The sequence below is a fragment of the Caulobacter sp. BP25 genome, assembly GCF_002737755.1.
Taxonomy (GTDB): Bacteria; Pseudomonadota; Alphaproteobacteria; order Caulobacterales; family Caulobacteraceae; genus Caulobacter.
The window spans coordinates 1-19,365 of the sequence record NZ_PEGH01000018.1 but is presented as its reverse complement, the minus strand read 5'-3'; the positions used below and the strand labels follow the sequence as shown (position 1 = coordinate 19,365).

The following is a 19,365-nucleotide window of genomic DNA, read 5'->3' as shown; positions in this document are numbered from 1 at the left end:
GAGCCCCCGCTTCCCGGTCTAGACGAGCGCCTCTCGCGCCCGGCGGGCGGTTTCGACCATGTTGGCGACGGCCGCCTTGGTCTCGGGCCATTTCCGGGTCTTGAGGCCGCAGTCGGGATTGACCCATAGCTGGCCGCTCGACAGCCGCGCCTGGGCGGCGATCAGCAGCTGCGTCATCTCATCGACCGACGGCACGCGCGGGGAGTGGATGTCGTAGACGCCTGGCCCAATCTCGGCCGGATAGGCGTAGTCGGCGAAGGCGTCGAGCAGCTCCATCTTCGAGCGCGCCGTCTCGATCGAGATCACATCGGCGTCCATCGCCCCGATGGCGGCGATGATGTCGTTGAACTCCGAGTAGCACATGTGGGTATGGATCTGGGTCGCGTCGGCCACGCCCGAGGCGGTCAGGCGGAAGCACTCGACGGCCCAGGCCAGGTACGCGTCCCAATCGGCGCGGCGCAGGGGCAGACCTTCGCGCAGGGCCGCCTCGTCGATCTGGATGATCCTGGCGCCCGCCTTTTCCAGATCGACAACCTCGTCGCGGATGGCGAGCGCGATCTGGCGGCAGGCCAGGGACCTGGGAATGTCATCGCGGACGAACGACCAATTCAGGATCGTCACGGGCCCCGTCAGCATGCCCTTCACCGGCCGGTCGGTCAGCGACTGGGCATAGCGCCACCACTCCACCGTCATCGCCTTCGGCCGCGAGACGTCGCCGAACAGGATCGGGGGGCGCACGCAGCGCGAACCGTACGACTGCACCCAGGCATGCTTGGTGAAAACGAAGCCCGAGAGTTGTTCGCCAAAGTACTGGACCATGTCGTTGCGCTCGAACTCGCCGTGCACCAGCACATCAAGGCCGACCTCCTCCTGCCAGCGGATGGCGCGCTCGGTCTCCTCCCGCAGGAAGCTCTCATAAGCCGCGTCGATCAGCTCACCCTTGCCGTGGGCCGAGCGCGCCTTGCGCACCGCCTCGGTCTGGGGGAACGAGCCGATGGTCGTGGTCGGGAAGGCCGGCAGCCGCAGTTGCTGGGCCCGGCGACGGTCAAAGGCGGCGGAGCGGCGCGCCATGCCCTCGGTGACGACTGCCAGTCGCGCGGCCACGGCGGGGTCATGGATCTTCGCCGAGACGCGGCGGGCCTTCGCCGCCTCCGCGCTCGCCGCCAGCTCGGCGGCGACGGCGGCGCGGCCGGTGTTCAGGGCCTTGGCCAGCACGGCCAGTTCCTCGATCTTCTGGACCGCGAAGGCCAGCCATTGGCGAACCTCGGGGTCGATCGCGGTCTCCAACGTCAGGTCGATCGGCGCGTGCAGCAGCGAGCACGACGGGGCCAGCACGATCCGGTCGGCGCCGCGCCGAGCGACCACGGGTTCCAGGCGGTCGAGCAGGACCGGCAGGTCGGCGCGCCAGATATTGCGACCGTCGATGACGCCCAGCGACAGGACCAGGCTCTCGCGGCTGGCCGACAGGGCGCGCTCCAGATCTTGGGGCGCACGAACCAGATCAAGATGCACCCCATCGACAGGCAGGTTGACGGCGGTGGCCAGGTTCTCGCCATAGCCGCCGAAATAGTTGGCCAGCATCAGGCGCAGACCCGGCGCGACGTGGGTCAAGGCGCCATAGGCCCGGCGCAGCTCGCCCCGCTCGAAGTCGGTGAGGTCCAAGGCCAGGCAGGGCTCGTCGATCTGCACCCAGTCGGCGCCGGCGGCCGCCAGGGCCTTCAAGATCTCAGCATAGACCGGCAGCAGGGCGCTCAGCAGGGAGATCGGCGCGAAGTCCGCATCCTTGGTCTTGGCGAGCTTCAGGAACGTCACCGGCCCCAGCAGCACCGGGCGGGTATGGAACCCCCGCGCCTTGGCCTCGAGGAACTCATCGACCGGCTTGGTCGAGGACAGGGCGAAGACCTGGCCGCGAGACACCTCGGGGGCGAGGTAGTGGTAGTTGGTATCAAACCACTTGGTCATTTCCTGAGCCGGGACGCCGGTCTTGGGACCATGGTCGTGACCGCAGGGGGCCAGCGTGACGCCCTGGTCGCCGCGCGCCATGGCGAAGTAGGTGTCCAGCGACACCGGTCCGCCTCGCCAGCCGTAGAGGGCCGGGATCGCGCCGACCATGACGCTGGTGTCCAGAACCTGATCATAGAGCGAGAAATCGTTGGACGGCACATGGTCCGCGCCGAGCGCGGCCTGGCGCGCCCAGGTCGTGGCGCGCAGATCGGCTGCCGCGGCGAGCAGTGCTTTCTGGTCGCTCTGGCCGGACCAGTAGCGTTCGAGGGCGGTCTTCAGCTCGCGCCGGGGGCCGATGCGAGGGAAGCCGAGGGTGGCGACGGTGACGGTCATTCTGGAAAAGCCTCTGCCGGTGTTGTGGCGAGGCTGATCGGGACGCGCGCAACTAGGCGCGCTCGGACGGAGGGTCCGGCCGCGCCTTAAGCATGCGACCAGACCGGACACCCCGCCGGAGGACGTTATCTGTCGAGGCAGGTCTCCTGGCTCACGGGTCGTCGCCCCTGCCCTGGCCTTCCCGACACGCCACCGAACCAGCTCGGCGCGTCAGTGACACGAAACGGACAGCGGCTCGCCGCTCACAGTTGCGGGGGCAGCGCCGGATTCGGGTTTTCACGCCCTCACCGACTTCCCTCTTAGCTCCGGGCGCGAACGCCCGCAGACCACGACACCTCTAGAAGACGCCGGGAGAGACGCACCGTCAAGAGGGATATAAAGATATCCTTATATGAAATCGGAACTCGGGCGTCCGCCGGCCTCCGCATCAAGCGAAGGCGAGCGCCGTCGCCTTCAAGCCGCCCTGCCCGTCAGGCTCTTGAGCAAATCTAGCGTCTGCGGCGACTCGGCCAGCTCCTCGCGGGCGCCGGGGCCTCGGGCCAGTTTCAGGGCTTCGGCGCGGGCCTTGTCGGCGACTGGGCCAGTAGGACCAGACTCGCCCATGGCCAGCTTGGCCAGCAGGGTCAGGCGGTGGGGCAGCGGCGCCGGCGCGCGGACCAGCATCGTCAAAAGGCGGGTGTCGCCCTCTATCTGGGCGCCGATATCGCCCAGCTTCACGCACAGCGGCTCGTAGTCCTCGCGGACCAGGCCCGAGCGCGTCAGCTGGCGCTGCAGGCCGGCCAGTTGGCTGAGCTTGGTGACCGGCGAGTCCGGCCCCTGGCGCATTTCCTTCTCGAAGCGCATGGCGCTGATGTTGCCGTTCAGCCAGCGGGCGGCGTTGCGTTTGTTGACCGCGCCCATGACGTTCTCGGCCAGGCGGATCAGGATCTTGATCTCTTCGTAGGACGAGCGGTCGCGGCCCAGCAGGCTGTCGATGAAGTCGCCGTTCAGCAGGGTCTTCGACCGGGTGGTGAAGGCCGCCTGGATATCCTCGGCCTGCAGGATGCGGCCGGCGGCGGCCGTCAGGCTCATGGCCAGCGATCGCAGGTACTCGATCTCGGCCTCGGCGTCGCTGGGCTTGAGGCGACGCACGCCGTTGAGCTCGGTCAGCACGCGCTCGGCGATGGCCTTGCGCACGGTGGGGAAGTCGTCGCCGCCCAACCAGTCGCTGAGGCGCTTGGCCGTGCCGGAGAGGTCGGGCATGCAGGCGCGGACGCTGGCCTCGATCCGGATCAAGGCCTCGACCGCCGCGCCGCCCGTCAGGCGGGTCATGGCGGCTAGGGTGTGGCCCAGGTCGCCCTTGGTGGTGTCCAAGAGGTCGGCCATGCCGGCCCGCGAGCCGATGATCTCGGCCAAGGGCTGCTCGATGGCGGAGAGGGCCGCGACCCGGGCGCGCGGCTCGGTCGGGGCGGCGTCGGCCAGGTCCAGCAGGCGGGCGATCTTCTCCGACCAGTTGACGGCCGGGGCGATCGAGGCGGCGACGCCGGCCCCCAGCAGGAAGGCGCGATCGGGATCGGCGACCAAGCGTTCGGCGGCCTTGGCGAAGCCTTCCTTGTCGAGGTCGGGCAGAGCGCCCTTCTTGAACGCCTTGCTCAGGTTGCCGATCGTGCGTTCGACCAGGCCCTGGAAGTGGCGGATGATCTCATGGACCGTGACGCCGCGCGCCTCGGCCTCGGGAATGGCGATCTTCTGCAGAGCGTGCTGCAGGTCGGTGCCGGACGCCTCGAGCTTCTCGACCAGGTCGGGCCGGTGCAGCAGCTCGAAGGGCGTGGCCTTGTGACGGTTCAGCCAGCCTTCCAGCAGGCGGCCGATCCGGTCGCGGGCATGGGCGGTGTAGAGGTCGGCGGGCTGGACGCAGAGCGGATCGCGCTCTTCCTCTTCCTTCTTCGCCTTGCCGCCGTCGACCATGCCCTTGGTGAAGATGGCCAGCGACTTGTATTCGCCGGTCTCTGGGTTCAGCGTCTCCTTGCTGACGCGCACGGCCACGGCGCGCTTCTGCTCCAGGACGTCTTCCGCCGTCTGGATGGCGTGCGCGCGGTTTTCAGTGGCGATCTCGAGCGTCCACTGCGCGCCGACCTTCCGTCGGACAAAAAGCTCGTAGTGGATTTGGCTCATTCGGCGCTGGCTCCTGGAGCGCGACTATGGCGTACGAGACATTAAGGTCAGGTTGAGGCAAACCCGCTCGGGACGCCCCAATCGCGCCTTGCTGAGGCCGTAAAGGGCGGGAAGACAGGCTTGGAAAGCTTTGCCGCGCCGCGCGTTGAAGCCTTGAGCCGGGGCCGTTAGGATCGGCGAACGACGCAAGTCGAAGGATAAGATCGGATAGATGGCCTTCATCACCCTCATTGACGACGACGAGAACATCGTCAGCTCCATCTCGATGGCGCTGCAAGCGCATGGCCACACCGTGAACCACTTCCACGACGGGGTCGCCGGCCTCGAAGGCCTGGAGGCCAGCCCGCCGGACCTCGTGATCCTGGACGTCAAGATGCCCCGCATGGACGGTATGGAGGTGCTGCGCCGCCTGCGTCAGCACTCCGAGATCCCGGTGATCATGCTGACCTCCAAGGACGAGGAGATCGACGAGGTCCTGGGCTTCAACCTCGGCGCCGACGACTACATGCACAAGCCGTTCAGCCAGCGCCTGCTGGTCGAGCGGGTCAAGGCGGTGCTGCGCCGCGCCCGGCCCGACGGCGAACCCGTCCCGGCCGATCCGAACGCGGCCGGCTCCAAGGTGATGAAGCGCGGCAAGCTCACCCTTGACCCCGCCCGCCACGACAGCCTGTGGGAAGGCAAACCCGTGCGCCTGACGGTCACCGAGTTCCTGCTGCTGCAGGCCCTGGCCCAGCGTCCAGGCTTCGTGAAGAGCCGCGACAACCTGATGGACGCGGCCTACGACGATCAGGTCTATGTCGATGACCGCACGATCGACAGCCACATCAAGCGCATGCGCAAGAAGTTCCGTCAGGTCGATCCGGAATTCGACTCCATCGAGACCCTGTACGGCGTTGGCTATCGTTACCGCGAAGCCTGAGGCGGCGGGCGGGCCTGCGCCCCGCCGTCGCCTGACCTGGCCGCGCGGCTCGCGGCTGGGTCGGCTGATCGTCACCCTGAACGTCCTGGCCCTGGTGATCGTGGTCGTCGGGGCGCTGGTGCTGAACGAGCTGCGCAGCGGCCTCGTCAACGCGCGGATCGACAGCCTCAGCACCCAGGGCGAGCTGATCGCCAACGTCATCGACCAGTCGGCGACGATCGGCGAGCCCGAGCCCGCGCTCGATCCCTACACCGCCAGCGCCATCTTCCAGCTGCTGTTCATCCCGCGCTCGCAGCGGGCGAGGCTGTTCGACGCCCACGGCAAGGTGCTGGCCGACTCGTTCGTGGTCGCCGACCGCGTCGACTGGAAGGTCCTGCCGCCCGCCCGCAAGCCTGGCCAGACCCCCGAGGGCCCCCGCAAGACCCCCGCCGAAGAGGCCAAGGCCCAGCGCGCCCAGAAGGCCCTGGCCGACGAGATCGCCCAGGCCATGAAGGGCCGCACCGTGGCCGGCACCCGCATCTCCGAGAACGGCGAGCGGGTGGTCTCGGTCTCGATCCCGATCCAGCACGTGCGCGCCATCCTGGGCGTGCTGACCCTGGAGGCGGGCGACGTCGACGAGATCATCTCGGCCGAGCGCAAGGCCCTCTTGCCGTTCATCGTCGTGGCCATGATCGCGATCCTGACCTCCAGCGTCCTGCTGCACCGGCTGATCGCCCTGCCCGTCCTGCGCCTGGCGCGCGCCGCCGACCACGTGCGCCTGCAAGGGGCGCGGGCCATCTCCCTGCCTGATCTCTCGCGTCGCCACGACGAGGTCGGCGACCTGTCGCGCTCGCTGGAGGACATGACCCATTCGCTGTCCGAGCGCATGGACGCCATCGAGCGCTTCGCCGCCGACGTGGCCCACGAGATCAAGAACCCGCTGACCTCGATCCGCTCGGCCGTCGAGACCCTGGACCTGGTCACCGACCCCGCCGCCCAGGCCCGCCTGCTGGCCATCCTGCAGAACGACGTCAACCGGCTGGACCGGCTGGTCACCGACATCTCCAACGCCTCGCGTCTGGATGCGGAGCTGTCGCGCGAGTCGCCCAAGGCCCTGGACCTCAATCGCCTGCTGACCGAGGTGGCCGGCCTCTACGAAACGCAGCTGCGCCCGGGCGAGGCCCCCGGCAGCGTGCGGGTCAGCCTGGCCATCGCCGATCCGACCCATCCCGCCACGACCCTGGCCCGCGAGACCCCGATCGGCCAGGTGTTCCGCAACCTGATCGACAACGCCCGCTCGTTCAGCCCCGCCGACGGCGAGGTCCGGGTCAGCCTGACCCGCGCCAAGGGCCGGCTGATCGCGGCGGTCGAGGACGACGGCCCGGGCATGCCGCCCGACAACCTCGAGACCATCTTCGAGCGCTTCTACACCTCGCGCCCCAAGGGCCGGGCGTTCGGCGGCAATTCGGGCCTGGGCCTGTCGATCGCCCGCCAGATCGTCGAGGCCCACGGCGGCCAGATCCACGCCGAGAACCGCCACGACGCCGCCGGCGCGGTGATCGGCGCGCGCTTCGTCGTCGACCTGCCGGACGCCCGGGCGTGAGTCCTCCCGCCGCCGCCCAGCAGCCCCGCCACGCCGGCCTGATCGCCCGCCGCCAGGACGGCTTCTGGCGCGGCGCCCTGATCGAGGGCCCCTCGGGCGTGGGCAAGAGCGACCTGGCCTTGCGCGCCCTGGAACACGGCTTTCGCCTGGTCGCCGACGACCGGGTCATCGTCTTCCCCGCCGGCGGCCGCCTCTATGGCAAGGCGCCTGAGCCCCTGGCCGGGCTGATCGAGGTGCGCGGCCTGGGCGTCGTCCAGGCCGCCGCCCCCCTGCCCTGCTGCGAGATCGCCGTCATCATCCGCTGCGTCGCGGCCCCCGACGCCGTCCAGCGCCTGCCCGAACCCCGCGCCGAGGTCGTCGCGGGCATAAGTCTCCCCGTCTTCGACCTGTGGCCGCGAGAACCCGCCGCGCCGCTGAAAATCGTTCGCATCATGCAGTCTCTTGGAGTCCCTCTCTAACGGGCGTATCAAGGCCGCCCGCGCGGCGTTCTCTAGGGTCGCGGACGGAATGGGGATCCCGTTTGAGATATCTGGCATGATCGGGCTCGTGATCGTGACGCACGGGCGTCTGGCGGAAGAGTTTGTCTCCGCGATGGAGCATGTGGTGGGTCCGCAGACCGCCGTAAAGGCGATCTGTATCGGCCCCGAGGACGATATGGAGCGTCGCCGCTCCGACATCCTCAAGGCCTGCGCGGCCGTCGACGAGGCCGGCCAGGGCGTCATCCTGCTGACCGACATGTTCGGCGGCACGCCCAGCAACCTGGCCATCTCGGTGATGGAGCAGACCAAGGCCGAGGTCATCGCCGGCCTGAACCTGCCCATGCTGATCAAGCTGGCCAGCGTGCGCCAGCGCGAGACCCTGCAGGCCTGCGTCGCCCACGCCCAGGAAGCCGGCCGCAAGTACATCTCCGTCGCCTCCTACGTGCTCGCCGGAGAGAAGTGAGCCGCATGACGTCCAGAACGGTCGAGATCGTCAACGAGCGGGGATTGCACGCCCGGGCCTCAGCCAAGTTCGTCAAGATGGCCTCCAGCTTCGACGCCGAAGTGACCGTCAGCCGCGAGGGCGCCAGCGTCGACGCCCGTTCGATCATGGGCCTGATGATGCTGGCCGCCGGCATCGGCTCGACCATCGACATTTCGGCCGAAGGGCCCGAGGCCGAGGCGGCGCTGGAGGCGCTGTGCGAGCTGGTGGCGAACCGGTTTGATGAGGAGCGGTAGGGGGGCGGGCGAGGACCTGTTAGGTACCAAGGGCGGAACTTGGCCATCTGCAGGAAGGGAGATGGGGCCTCGTTCAGTCATGGCGGACAGCCTTCAACGAGGGCCGTAGACAGTCAAAGGTGAAGCGGATCATCTAATAGTGGCGTAGGCCTTCCGATTCGCGCACCGGCCGAATGTTGCCGCGCGCGGCCACTAGGAGCGACGTCGCCTCATGCAGCTCATCCGCCGTATCGAGATCAACTACCTCCGCTCTCTCTACACGGCGGTGCTAGTTAATCCCGGCGACATGAACGTGGTTTTCGGGCGCAACGACAGCGGCAAGTCGAACCTGCTGCGAGCGCTGAACTTGTTCTTCAACGAAGAGGTCGATCCAGGCCAAGAGTTTGAATTCGATCTAGATTTCAGCGATATTCGGCGCGATGCGGCCAAAGCGGCCAAGGGGCGCCAGTTCATCGCGATCCGTATCGACTTTAATGTTCCGCCTAATTATCGCGCCTCGCTTGGCGACACGATCTCTATAAAGCGGCAGTGGAATATCTATGGAGAGCGGACGGACACACTGCCCCGCGGCCTTTCAAAAGGCTCCAGGATTCAGCTGACGCGGTTCCTCAACCAGATAGACTTCAGCTACATTCCCGCGATCAAGGATCTTCAAGTCTTCGGCGACCTGATCGAGCGCATGTACGGGGCTGCCGCTCAAAGTAGCGGCTTCGAAAGCGCAACCGACACCTTCGTTGAAGCAATCCGGGCACAAACTAGTGGCCTGTCGGCAGGCTTGAGCAAGCTCTTTGGCTCAACTACAAAATTGGCCGCCCCAACGGACATGGGATTGCTTTTCAGATCTCTTGACTTCGCCCATGGCGAAGACGGCCATTCCCTACTCCGGCAGAAGGGCGACGGCGTTAAAGCCCGTCACCTACCTGAGCTGCTACGCTATATAAACGAACACGAGTCCGGGAAAAAATTCTTCATCTGGGGTTTCGAGGAGCCAGAGAATTCTCTGGACTTGGGCGCGGCAGATGCTGAGGCAGAGCGGTTTGCCGAGGTGGCGGCGCGCTCCGACACGCAAGTCTTCATAACGAGCCATTCACCGGCTTTTTATCTAGCCAGCTCTGATCGGACAAAGGCCGATATCCGACGAGTGTTCGTCTCAAAGCAACAGGTCAGCGATGGTGCCCGAGATATCGTCGTGCCGAAAAACGCTATTAGCGTAATAGATACGCTAGATGACGCCGAAAGCCGGATGAAGGAGGCAAGCCTCCTCCAACTTCCTTATTTGATCCGACAATGGGGTAACTTAAAGAAAGATCGCGATGCAATCGAAGCGCAGGCAGAGCAATTAAAGCGGAAACTTGAGCAGTTGAGATCACCGACCCTTTTTGTCGAGGGCCGGTTCGACAAGGAACTCTTCGACGCAGCCTTCGTCAGGGCTGGACTTCCAAGGAGCGCGGTCAACGTTCGCATACTCGGTGGCACGCCCTCGACGACCCCCGAACTGTTGCCGCGCTTACTAAGTGCAGGCGCGATACATCCGGAAGCTAAAGTCCTTTTCCTATTTGATAACGATCGGGCAGGCCGTACGGCCCATAAAAATATCTGCGGAAAAGCGCCTCCAGCAAAAATCCACGAAGTATCCAGCGGATTGGGTGCATGGGTACTCCCACAGTCACCCGAAAACGCCGATTTCTGTAAAAAATACTCCATTCTACCCGAGCATCTTTTCTTTACTTCTGAATTTCTTTATCCAGCAAAGATGGCCGTCGAACTCTGCGCAGATATCATTGGCCCCAGAGGGATAGAGGAATCCAGGTCAGAGATACATGAAATATACCATAAGCATCTCAGCCAAGCCGTATCTGCTCCTCTTCGCGCAGCAGTGCCTGGCACGATAGACTGGTTCTTTTCTCGCGGCGTGCCCAATAATTTCAAGGAGCGTTTTGCTGACGCAGCAGCCAACACACTGCCGCAAAGCCAAATCGACCAAATCGCCAACGCAGCGTGGGACTTCTTGAGCAGCTAGATGCACAACTAATATATCTATGCACCCTCCGGACGAAATCTCGAACTCGCCTCCCCGACCTCCCCAGGTCGGACCCAACCTTACATCTCTTGGAGGCTGGAGCGTGCGGGGCTGAGCGGGTTGGTCAAGGACCGGCCTCCAGCCGGCCGCCGTGCGGCGACGCGGAGCGTCGTCCTTGAGCAACCCGCTCAGCCCCGCGATCGTCTCGCCGTGAGATGTAAGGATGGCTCCCGTCGCTGGAGGACGGGCGGGCGACACAGCAGGCCGACCACCCGAAACCCTCTCTTCAAAGAGAGGGGATTGGCGCGGCTCAACGCTCGGCGGCGACCGGGACCTGGCCCGCGCCCCTGACGTTCAGCGTGACCTCTTCACCCATGTCGGCGCGCCAGATCACAGTCGCCAGGATGACGAGCACGACGACCAGGCCGATCAGGGCCGGCCAGTTCAGGCTTCCGTCGCCGGGTTTCAGCATGGGTGGTCCTCGCCTTGTGTCCCATGGGGAAACCAACAACCGAGCTGGCGATCTGTCAAACGGCGTCGCCCCTCTCCCCTTGCGGGAGAGGGTGGCCCGTCAGGGCCGGGTGAGGGGTAGCACGGCGGCCGGACGGGCGATCAACCCCTCATCCGTCCGCTTCGCGGACACCTTCTCCCGCAAGGGGAGAAGGGGGCCAGATGCGCTGAACGCTCGGCGTAGACGGAATCAAAGCGAGCGAAATCAACGACTTCTCACTTTTACACGCCAATCTATCCTCCCCCTCTGGAACCACCCCCATACTCAGAGCTGTCCCCGTCGCGGGGAGGGCGCTTGGATCCGGCCCAACGGTCTGCTTGCAGACCGGTCTCTCGCAAGGAGTCGCGGCGATGGGGATAGGTTGAGCGGGGCCGCTGGCGGCTCCCGGCGATTTCGTCAGGTCGTGCGGCTTACTCTTTAGGAGCGCGCACGGGTGGCGGGGCCGCTTGGGACCAAGCCGGCAGCGGAGCGACAGGGCGGTGATCGTTTAAAGCCGCCTATCGTGGATCGCCGAGCTGGAGACGGATGTAGCCGCACCAGCAGGTCCGCGCCCGTCCGGGGGCTAGTGGGGTCCCGAGCTGAAACACGCTCACGCCCCCCATCCTCACGGGCAAGAACAGCCTGGCGGAGCGGACGATCGAGCCGAAACGCAAATCACACTCACGGTCTCCGGGTTCGCCCGGCCGCTCCGTCGCCTCCCCAGCAAACTTCAGCGAGCGATCGCGTGAAGCCGATCCGACTTGCCCCCACCTGGCCGCTTCGCGGCCGTCCGCCCCCGGAGGGGGCGGAAGGAATGCTCCGACCTTCTTCCCCCTCTGGGGGAGGAGCGCGCAGCGCGGAGGGGGCGAGTGGCCGCCTTCCCACACAACAGGAGAACCCCATGCCCAAGTCCAAGCCGCCGCGCCGCAAGCGTCCACGCCATGTGAACAACCACGATCGCGGGATGGTCGACTTCTTCGATCGCCTGGAACGGATCACCGACCGGGCCGAGCGCGAGGCCGAGGCGCTGGCCGACCGCGTGCCGCCCGAGGAGCTGGCGCGGATGCGAGCGACCTGCGCCGAGAACCGGCGGATCTTCGCCGAGGCGCGCGCCGAGATGCTGGCGCCCAGCCGCACGCCGGTGCTGGATCGCCTGGTCGGCGAGATGCGCCGGCGCGAACGCCGGGCGAGCCGATAGGGCTGCGCCCCTACTCGGCCGCCGCCACGAACTCGGCCCGCACCGAGCCCATGGGCTTGAGGTCCAGGTCCTGGAACAGGCGGCTGTCCTCGTCCATGTCGGGCAGCGGGGTGGTGAGCAGCTTGCCGCCGACGAAGATCGAGTTGGCGCCGGCCATGAAGCACAGGGCCTGCAGCTCGCGGCTCATGCCCTCGCGGCCGGCCGACAGGCGGACCATGGACTTGGGGCAGACGATGCGGGCGACGGCGATGGTGCGGATGAACTCGATCGAGTCGATGGCCTTGCCTTCAGCCAGGACCTTGTCGCCCAGCGGCGTGCCGCTGACCGGGACCAGGCCGTTGATCGGCAGGCTGTCAGGATGAGCCGGCAGGGTGGCCAGCTGGTGCAGCAGGCCGGCGCGGTCGCGGCGCGTCTCGCCCATGCCGACGATGCCGCCGCAGCAGGTGCTCATGCCCGCGTCGCGGACGTGGCTCAGGGTGTCCAGACGCTCCTGATAGGTGCGGGTGGTCACCACGTCCTTGTAGTAGTCCGGGCCGGTGTCGAGGTTGTGGTTGTAGTAGTCGAGCCCAGCGGCCTTCAGGGCCTTGGCCTGGTCGGCGGTCAGCATGCCCAGGGTGGCGCAGGTCTCCATGCCGAGCGCCTTCACCTCGGCGATCATGGTCGCCAGCTTGGGCAGGTCGCGGTCCTTCAGCTCGCGCCAGGCCGCGCCCATGCAGAAGCGCTGGGCGCCGCCGTCGCGGGCGGCGCGGGCCTTGGCCACGACGTCGTCGGCGTCCATCAGCTTCTCGGCCTTGAGACCGGTCTTGAAGTGGGCCGATTGGCTGCAATAGCCGCAGTTTTCGGCGCAGCCGCCGGTCTTGACGGACAACAGCTGCGACAGCTGAATTTCGGAGGGATCGAACCAGGCGCGGTGGACGTTGGCGGCTCGGTGGACCAGGTCCATGAACGGCAGGTCGAAAAGGGCCTCGACCTCGACTAGGGTCCAGTCGTGACGGGGCTCGAACGCGTTGATCTTGCTCATGGCGCGCACGTTTGGACCGGCGCCATGGTCTTGGCAAGAGTTTGGGCGCGCGCTTGGCCGGCAACGGCTTGCCAGGGTGGGCGTTCGTCGCCATAGGGCTGAAGCGGGCTCGGCGTCGTTGCGGCCCGCGCGGGAGTGGATCAGGTCATGGATCGCGAGATCGAGCTGAAGTTCCTGCTGCCGCCCGAGGCCGCCAGCCTGGCCTTGGCCGAGCTCAAGGCCGTGCAGGGCGGCGAGGGCGCGGTGCGTCAGCTGGACGCCACCTATTTCGACACCCCCGACCACGCCCTGCGCCGCGCTGGCTATGGTCTTCGGGTCCGCGATGGCGAGGGTGGGCGCAAGCAGACCCTGAAATCGGCCTCGGCGGGCGGCGTCTTTTCGCGCGGCGAATGGGAGACGCGCGTCGAGGGGCCCGAGCCCGACCGCGACGCCCTGGCCCTGACGCCGGCGGCGGCGATGCTGGAAGACCGGCCGCTGGCGCCGGTCTTCACGACCCATGTCGAGCGGATCGCGCAGCTGATCCAGGTCGGCGAGGCCAGCATCGAGACCGCGCTCGACCGTGGCGAGCTCAGCGCCGCCGATCGCCGCGCGCTCGTCTGCGAACTGGAGCTGGAGCTGAAGGCGGGACCGCCCCGCGCCCTTTTCGACCTGGCCCGCACCCTGGCCGCGCGCGTGCCGCTGCGGCTGTCGCTGGTCAGCAAGGCCGAGCGCGGCTACGAGCTGGCGGCCGACGAGACCGGCCTACCGCGGCGTCGGCATCCGACCGAGCTGGGGCGGAAGGCGAGCGTGGGCGAAACGCTGCAGGCCCTGGGCCGCGCGGACCTTGGCCATCTTTGCGCCGCCTTGGAGGCTCTGCGCGACCGGCCAGGGGCGGAGGCCGTGCATCAGGCCCGCGTCGCGACGCGGCGGCTGCGCGCCCTGCTGAAGATCTTCAAGCCCCTGGCCCAGGACGAGGCCGCGCGGCGGCTCGACCAGGAACTGTCGTGGCTGGCGGGCGAGTTCGACGCGGCGCGCGATCTGGACGTCTTCGTGGGCGAGGTCTGGCGCGGGGCGGCGCCCGGCGCGGATTTCACCGGCAAGGACGCCTTCGAACGCGGGCTTCAGGCCGTCCACGCCAACGCCTACCTTCGCATGGAAGCGGCCCTGGAAAGCCCTCGCACCCGGGCCGTGCTTCTGGAAGCCGCCGCCTGGCTCGAGGCCGGCGACTGGACGACCGATCCGGCCCTGGCCCAGGTCCGCGACGGCCCAGCCAGAGCCTACGCCGCCGAGGCGCTTGACGCGCGTCGCAAGGCGGTTAGGAAACGCGCCAAGCACTTCGACGATCTCGACGCCGAGGCCCGCCACCGGCTGCGCCTGAAGGGCAAGACGCTGCGCTACGCCGCCGAGGACCTCGCGCCGCTGTTTCCCGAGCACGCTGATCGCGCCGACCGCTTCGTCAAGGCCGCCAAGGCCGCACAGGACACACTGGGCGCCCTCAACGACCGCGCGGTGCGGGAAGGACTCGTCGACCTGGCCGCCCACGGCGACCCCGATCTGGCGCGCGCCGCGCGGCGTGTGGTGCTGGGCGAAGAGGACCAGGCCCTGCTGGACGCCGCCCGTAAGGCGCTGAAGGACCTTCGCGACACCCGGACCTTCTGGTGAAGCCAAGGCCCAGACACGAAAAAAGCCGCCCAAAGGCGGCGTCTTATCGTTCTAGACCCTTGGGTGCGGGGACAGGATTTGAACCTGTGACCTTCAGGTTATGAGCCTGACGAGCTACCGGGCTGCTCCACCCCGCGTCAGGGTGTTATTGTGAGATTGTGTGCAGGGTTTGCGGACTTAATCGAGATATCCTTTTGGCGGACCTGGCGGCGACCTACTCTCCCGCGCCTTGAGACGAAGTACCATTGGCCCAGGGGGACTTAACGACCGAGTTCGGAATGGGATCGGGTGGGGAACCCCCGGCAAAGCCACCAGGTCAGCGAAAAGGATATCATCCAGTCCCTTGCGGGACCGGAGATTGTGAAGAAGACATCAGTGTCTGAAGTAGAGACATGCTGTTGCATGGGTTTGACTGAAGAACGATCAAGCCTATCGAGCTATTAGTACCGGTAAGCTCCATGCGTCGCCGCACTTCCACACCCGGCCTATCAACGTGGTGGTCTTCCACGGCTCTCAGCGAGACCTTGTTTTGAGGTTAGTTTCCCGCTTAGATGCTTTCAGCGGTTATCTATTCCACACTTAGCTACCCTGCTGCACAGCTGGCGCCATGACAGGTCCACCAGAGGTGTGTCCATCCCGGTCCTCTCGTACTAGGGACAGATCCTCTCAAGTCTCGTACACCCACGGCAGATAGGGACCAAACTGTCTCACGACGTTCTGAACCCAGCTCACGTACCACTTTAATCGGCGAACAGCCGAACCCTTGGGACCTGCTCCAGCCCCAGGATGTGATGAGCCGACATCGAGGTGCCAAACTTTGCCGTCGATATGGACTCTTGGGCAAAATCAGCCTGTTATCCCTAGAGTACCTTTTATTCGTTGAGCGATGGCCCTTCCACGCAGGACCACCGGATCACTATGGCCGACTTTCGTCTCTGCTCGACTTGTCAGTCTCGCAGTCAGGCGGGCTTATGCCATTGCACTCGACGACCGATTTCCGACCGGTCTGAGCCCACCATCGCGCGCCTCCGTTACACTTTGGGAGGCGACCGCCCCAGTCAAACTGCCCGCCACGCCATGTCCCGGACCCGGATAACGGGCCGCGGTTAGACGTCAGCAACAATAAGGGTGGTATTTCAAGGATGGCTCCACTCGAACTGGCGCCCGAGTTTCATAGCCTCCCACCTATCCTACACATGTTGTTGCTAACGCCAAGGCGAAGCTGCAGTAAAGGTTCATAGGGTCTTTCCGTCTGACCGCGGGAACCCCGCATCTTCACGGGGAATTCAATTTCGCTGAGCCTGTGCTGGAGACAGTGGGGAAGTCGTTACGCCATTCGTGCAGGTCGGAACTTACCCGACAAGGAATTTCGCTACCTTAGGACCGTTATAGTTACGGCCGCCGTTTACCTGGGCTTCAATTCAGAGCTTGCACCCCTCCTTTTAACCTTCAGGCACCGGGCAGGCGTCAGACCCTATACGTCGCCTTGCGGCTTCGCAGAGCCCTGTGTTTTTGATAAACAGTCGCTACCCCCTGGCTTGTGCCACTCTCATCTGGTTGCCCAAAAGAGAGTCACGCTTATCCCGAAGTTACGCGTGCAATTTGCCGAGTTCCTTCAGCACAGTTCTCTCAAGCGCCTTGGTATACTCTACCTGCCCACCTGTGTCGGTTTCGGGTACGGTCTCCGTTGGAGTTATTTCCAGGGACCTGTTCACTGCCAGGAGCAATCCAATAAGCCCTGACAATTTACCAGATCCGTCACTTCCAACTGGTTCAGGAATATTCACCTGATTCCCATCGACTACGCCTTTCGGCCTCGCCTTAGGGGCCGACTAACCCTGCGCAGATTAGCTTTACGCAGGAACCCTTGGGCTTTCGGCGAGAGGGTCTCTCACCCTCTTTATCGCTACTCATGTCAGCATTCTCACTTCCGATACCTCCAGCAAGGCTCGCGCCTCACCTTCATCGGCTTACGGAACGCTCCGCTACCGCGTGCTTACGCACACCCATACCTTCGGCGTCTGGCTTGAGCCCCGTTACATTTTCCGCGCAGGTTCGCTTGACCAGTGAGCTGTTACGCTTTCTTTAAATGATGGCTGCTTCTAAGCCAACATCCTGGTTGTCAAAGCAAACCCACATCGTTTCCCACTTAGCCAGAACTTGGGGGCCTTAGATGATGGTTAGGGTTGTTTCCCTTTTCACGACGGACGTTAGCACCCGCCGTGTGTCTCCCGGATAGTTCTCTTGGGTATTCGGAGTTTGATTAGAATTGGTACAGCTCGCGCCGCCCGCATCCATTCAGTGCTCTACCCCCCAAGGAATACGTCCGAGGCACTACCTAAATAGTTTTCGCGGAGAACCAGCTATGTCCAGGTTTGATTGGCCTTTCACCCCTATCCACAAGTCATCCGAGAATTTTTCAACATTCACCGGTTCGGTCCTCCAGTAAGTGTTACCTTACCTTCAACCTGCTCATGGATAGATCACCTGGTTTCGGGTCGTCATGCGACGTACTTATTCGCCCTATTCAGACTCGCTTTCGCTGCGCCTACACCTAACGGCTTAAGCTTGCACGGCACATGAAGTCGCTGACCCATTATACAAAAGGTACGCCGTCACCACGCGCGGTGGCTCCGACTGCTTGTAGGCTTCCGATTTCAGGATCTGTTTCACTCCCCTTGTCGGGGTGCTTTTCACCTTTCCCTCACGGTACTTGTTCGCTATCGGTCATTGAGGAGTACTTAGGCTTGGAGGGTGGTCCCCCCATGTTCAGACAGGATTTCACGTGTCCCGCCCTACTCGAGTCTGTCGCTATTTGACGCTTACGGGGCTATCACCCACTATGGCGGACCTTCCCAGATCCTTCAGCTTTATGTCACGACAGCACTGGCCTGGTCCCGGTTCGCTCGCCACTACTACGGGAGTCTCGGTTGATGTCCTTTCCTCCGGGTACTGAGATGTTTCAGTTCCCCGGGTTTGCTTAATGAACCCTATGTATTCAGGTCATTATACCTCTTCTGATCATCCAATCCTGGACCCAGCCGAAGCTGAGACTAAGTTGGGTGACCATAAAGGTGGGTTTCCCCATTCGGAGATAGCCGGATCAAAGGGTGCTCGCGCCTCCCCGGCTCTTATCGCAGCGTGCCACGTCCTTCATCGCCTCTCAATGCCAAGGCATCCGTCAGAAGCCCTTATGCGCTTGATCGTTCTCAGCAAAACCCATGCATAATCGACCCTAGCCGCATCTCGCGGGAAGGGATCGAGCATGAGCTCTACCTTTAGTCAGACAATGATGTCTTCTTAAGTCCATCCTTAAACCAGGTCCGTATCCCAGGGGTGAGCTACGGTTGGCGGAGGAACCCTGCCTTCACAATGTCACTTCGCATCGGCTCGAAAGCCGCTGCAAACTTGATCATTCCCGATCGCGATTTTCCCAACCATACCAGCTAGCCTCGCTCAAGCAGCGAAGCGGTAGCGAGGATTGCGAGGAAAAATGGTGGAGCCAGACGGATTCGAACCGACGACATCCTGCTTGCAAAGCAGGCGCTCTACCAACTGAGCTATGGCCCCTCACACTTCAGTGTAAGTTGCTTGCCCAGCGGAGCTGGTCGGTGCGGTCCGTATGTTTGGAAAGAGTGGTAGGCCCGATAAGACTTGAACTTATGACCTCACGCTTATCAAGCGTGCGCTCTAACCAACTGAGCTACGGGCCCATAGGCCGCTCAGATCGGATCAGTTGATCCGCTCCAGGGCTCGCGATCGTGTCCTGAACCTCGACGGTCCAGAACAAGTGGAAAGAGAAACGAAGACGGCGGCGATCCGCTCTTTTTGGTGCGTCAAGCGCACCGTGTCTGGAGCTTCAATAGTCTCGTGAGAGACTGGAGAAGCATCCTTAGAAAGGAGGTGATCCAGCCGCAGGTTCCCCTACGGCTACCTTGTTACGACTTCACCCCAGTCGCTGACCCTACCGTGGTCGCCTGCCCCCTTGCGGTTAGCGCAGCGCCTTCGGGTAAAGCCAACTCCCATGGTGTGACGGGCGGTGTGTACAAGGCCCGGGAACGTATTCACCGCGGCATGCTGATCCGCGATTACTAGCGATTCCAACTTCATGCTCTCGAGTTGCAGAGAACAATCCGAACTGAGACGACTTTTAGGGATTGGCTCCCCCTCGCGGGATTGCAGCCCTCTGTAGTCGCCATTGTAGCACGTGTGTAGCCCACCTTGTAAGGGCCATGAGGACTTGACGTCATCCCCGCCTTCCTCCGGATTAACTCCGGCAGTACGATTAGAGTGCCCAGCCAAACCTGATGGCAACTAATCGCGAGGGTTGCGCTCGTTGCGGGACTTAACCCAACATCTCACGACACGAGCTGACGACAGCCATGCAGCACCTGTGTCCCAGTCCCCGAAGGGAAAACCACATCTCTGTGGCGGTCCAGGCATGTCAAAAGGTGGTAAGGTTCTGCGCGTTGCTTCGAATTAAACCACATGCTCCACCGCTTGTGCGGGCCCCCGTCAATTCCTTTGAGTTTTAATCTTGCGACCGTACTCCCCAGGCGGAGTGCTTAATGCGTTAGCTGCGTCACCGACATGCATGCATGCCGACAACTAGCACTCATCGTTTACGGCGTGGACTACCAGGGTATCTAATCCTGTTTGCTCCCCACGCTTTCGAGCCTCAGCGTCAGTAACGGACCAGTATGTCGCCTTCGCCACTGGTGTTCTTCCGAATATCTACGAATTTCACCTCTACACTCGGAGTTCCACATACCTCTTCCGTACTCAA

General features: G+C 64.2%; 12 protein-coding genes, 3 tRNA genes, 3 rRNA genes, 1 pseudogene and 1 riboswitch. Of the genes and pseudogenes, 9 read left to right on the top strand and 10 right to left on the bottom strand.

Annotated features, from left to right (window positions below):
• Nucleotides 1-18: 18 nt before the first annotated feature.
• Both metE and CSW59_RS13895 read right to left on the bottom strand, forming a co-directional pair.
• Nucleotides 19-2,337: a 5-methyltetrahydropteroyltriglutamate--homocysteine S-methyltransferase gene (gene metE / locus CSW59_RS13900; protein WP_099444609.1), complete on the bottom strand. Its 2,319-nt coding sequence runs from the start codon at nucleotides 2,335-2,337 to the stop codon at nucleotides 19-21.
• A gap of 118 nt (nucleotides 2,338-2,455) precedes the next feature.
• Nucleotides 2,456-2,683: riboswitch (cobalamin riboswitch) on the bottom strand.
• 107 nt (nucleotides 2,684-2,790) lie between these two features.
• Complete coding sequence (locus tag CSW59_RS13895; protein WP_099444608.1) at nucleotides 2,791-4,491, bottom strand: hypothetical protein; 1,701 nt, start codon at nucleotides 4,489-4,491, stop codon at nucleotides 2,791-2,793.
• A gap of 211 nt (nucleotides 4,492-4,702) precedes the next feature.
• On the opposite strand from CSW59_RS13895, the gene CSW59_RS13890 reads away from it, so the two are divergent.
• From CSW59_RS13890 to CSW59_RS13865, 6 genes are all read left to right on the top strand, one after another.
• Entirely contained in the window at nucleotides 4,703-5,410 is a 708-nt protein-coding gene (locus CSW59_RS13890) for a response regulator transcription factor (protein ID WP_099444607.1), read from the top strand.
• Nucleotides 5,385-6,992 carry an ATP-binding protein gene (locus CSW59_RS13885; RefSeq protein ID WP_099444606.1) on the top strand — a complete coding sequence of 536 codons (1,608 nt, stop codon included), beginning with the start codon at nucleotides 5,385-5,387 and terminating at the stop codon, nucleotides 6,990-6,992. Before CSW59_RS13890 ends, CSW59_RS13885 begins: the two co-directional genes overlap by 26 nt.
• A complete protein-coding gene (locus CSW59_RS13880; RefSeq protein ID WP_099444605.1) occupies nucleotides 6,989-7,450 on the top strand; it encodes an HPr kinase/phosphorylase in 462 nt (153 codons plus the stop codon). Before CSW59_RS13885 ends, CSW59_RS13880 begins: the two co-directional genes overlap by 4 nt.
• 76 nt (nucleotides 7,451-7,526) lie before the next feature.
• Nucleotides 7,527-7,934 carry a PTS sugar transporter subunit IIA gene (locus CSW59_RS13875; RefSeq protein ID WP_099444604.1) on the top strand — a complete coding sequence of 136 codons (408 nt, stop codon included), beginning with the start codon at nucleotides 7,527-7,529 and terminating at the stop codon, nucleotides 7,932-7,934.
• Nucleotides 7,931-8,209: an HPr family phosphocarrier protein gene (locus CSW59_RS13870; RefSeq protein ID WP_099444603.1), complete on the top strand. Its 279-nt coding sequence runs from the start codon at nucleotides 7,931-7,933 to the stop codon at nucleotides 8,207-8,209. Before CSW59_RS13875 ends, CSW59_RS13870 begins: the two co-directional genes overlap by 4 nt.
• A 211-nt stretch (nucleotides 8,210-8,420) precedes the next feature.
• A complete protein-coding gene (locus CSW59_RS13865; RefSeq protein WP_099444602.1) occupies nucleotides 8,421-10,229 on the top strand; it encodes an ATP-dependent endonuclease in 1,809 nt (602 codons plus the stop codon).
• A 310-nt stretch (nucleotides 10,230-10,539) separates the two neighbouring features.
• Here CSW59_RS13865 and CSW59_RS20805 read toward each other — a convergent pair whose 3' ends face one another.
• The gene (locus tag CSW59_RS20805; RefSeq protein WP_161495055.1) at nucleotides 10,540-10,701 is read right to left on the bottom strand and encodes a hypothetical protein; all 162 of its coding nucleotides are present in this window, start codon (nucleotides 10,699-10,701) and stop codon (nucleotides 10,540-10,542) included.
• A gap of 763 nt (nucleotides 10,702-11,464) precedes the next feature.
• Here CSW59_RS20805 and CSW59_RS20965 point away from each other — a divergent pair.
• Both CSW59_RS20965 and CSW59_RS13855 read left to right on the top strand, forming a co-directional pair.
• Nucleotides 11,465-11,585: pseudogene (locus tag CSW59_RS20965) on the top strand (hypothetical protein); the annotation flags it as partial.
• Between the two features lie 35 nt (nucleotides 11,586-11,620).
• Entirely contained in the window at nucleotides 11,621-11,917 is a 297-nt protein-coding gene (locus CSW59_RS13855) for a hypothetical protein (protein ID WP_099445248.1), read from the top strand.
• A gap of 10 nt (nucleotides 11,918-11,927) precedes the next feature.
• Here CSW59_RS13855 and bioB read toward each other — a convergent pair whose 3' ends face one another.
• Nucleotides 11,928-12,938 carry a biotin synthase BioB gene (gene bioB / locus CSW59_RS13850; RefSeq protein ID WP_099444601.1) on the bottom strand — a complete coding sequence of 337 codons (1,011 nt, stop codon included), beginning with the start codon at nucleotides 12,936-12,938 and terminating at the stop codon, nucleotides 11,928-11,930.
• A 147-nt stretch (nucleotides 12,939-13,085) separates the two neighbouring features.
• Here bioB and CSW59_RS13845 point away from each other — a divergent pair, with 147 nt between their 5' ends.
• A complete protein-coding gene (locus CSW59_RS13845; protein ID WP_099444600.1) occupies nucleotides 13,086-14,579 on the top strand; it encodes a CHAD domain-containing protein in 1,494 nt (497 codons plus the stop codon).
• A 60-nt stretch (nucleotides 14,580-14,639) separates the two neighbouring features.
• Here CSW59_RS13845 and CSW59_RS13840 read toward each other — a convergent pair.
• From CSW59_RS13840 to CSW59_RS13815, 6 genes are all read right to left on the bottom strand, one after another.
• Nucleotides 14,640-14,716 (bottom strand) — tRNA-Met (locus tag CSW59_RS13840).
• Between the two features lie 64 nt (nucleotides 14,717-14,780).
• Nucleotides 14,781-14,895 (bottom strand): 5S ribosomal RNA (gene rrf / locus CSW59_RS13835).
• Between the two features lie 103 nt (nucleotides 14,896-14,998).
• Nucleotides 14,999-17,784, bottom strand: a 23S ribosomal RNA gene (locus CSW59_RS13830).
• Between the two features lie 289 nt (nucleotides 17,785-18,073).
• Nucleotides 18,074-18,149: transfer RNA gene (locus tag CSW59_RS13825), tRNA-Ala, on the bottom strand.
• Nucleotides 18,150-18,215: 66 nt separating this feature from the next.
• A tRNA-Ile gene (locus tag CSW59_RS13820) sits at nucleotides 18,216-18,292 on the bottom strand.
• Between the two features lie 183 nt (nucleotides 18,293-18,475).
• A 16S ribosomal RNA gene (locus tag CSW59_RS13815) occupies nucleotides 18,476-19,365 on the bottom strand; the annotation flags it as partial.

Bases quoted from the DNA above. Each gene is read 5' to 3' on its own strand.
- CSW59_RS20805 (WP_161495055.1), bottom strand. From the start codon at position 10,701: ATGCTGAAACCCGGCGACGGAAGCCTGAACTGGCCGGCCCTGATCGGC.
- CSW59_RS13845 (WP_099444600.1), top strand. From the start codon at position 13,086: ATGGATCGCGAGATCGAGCTGAAGTTCCTGCTGCCGCCCGAGGCCGCC.
- bioB (WP_099444601.1), bottom strand. From the start codon at position 12,938: ATGAGCAAGATCAACGCGTTCGAGCCCCGTCACGACTGGACCCTAGTC.
- CSW59_RS13855 (WP_099445248.1), top strand. From the start codon at position 11,621: ATGCCCAAGTCCAAGCCGCCGCGCCGCAAGCGTCCACGCCATGTGAAC.
- CSW59_RS13865 (WP_099444602.1), top strand. From the start codon at position 8,421: ATGCAGCTCATCCGCCGTATCGAGATCAACTACCTCCGCTCTCTCTAC.
- CSW59_RS13895 (WP_099444608.1), bottom strand. From the start codon at position 4,491: ATGAGCCAAATCCACTACGAGCTTTTTGTCCGACGGAAGGTCGGCGCG.
- CSW59_RS13875 (WP_099444604.1), top strand. From the start codon at position 7,527: ATGATCGGGCTCGTGATCGTGACGCACGGGCGTCTGGCGGAAGAGTTT.
- metE (WP_099444609.1), bottom strand. From the start codon at position 2,337: ATGACCGTCACCGTCGCCACCCTCGGCTTCCCTCGCATCGGCCCCCGG.
- CSW59_RS13890 (WP_099444607.1), top strand. From the start codon at position 4,703: ATGGCCTTCATCACCCTCATTGACGACGACGAGAACATCGTCAGCTCC.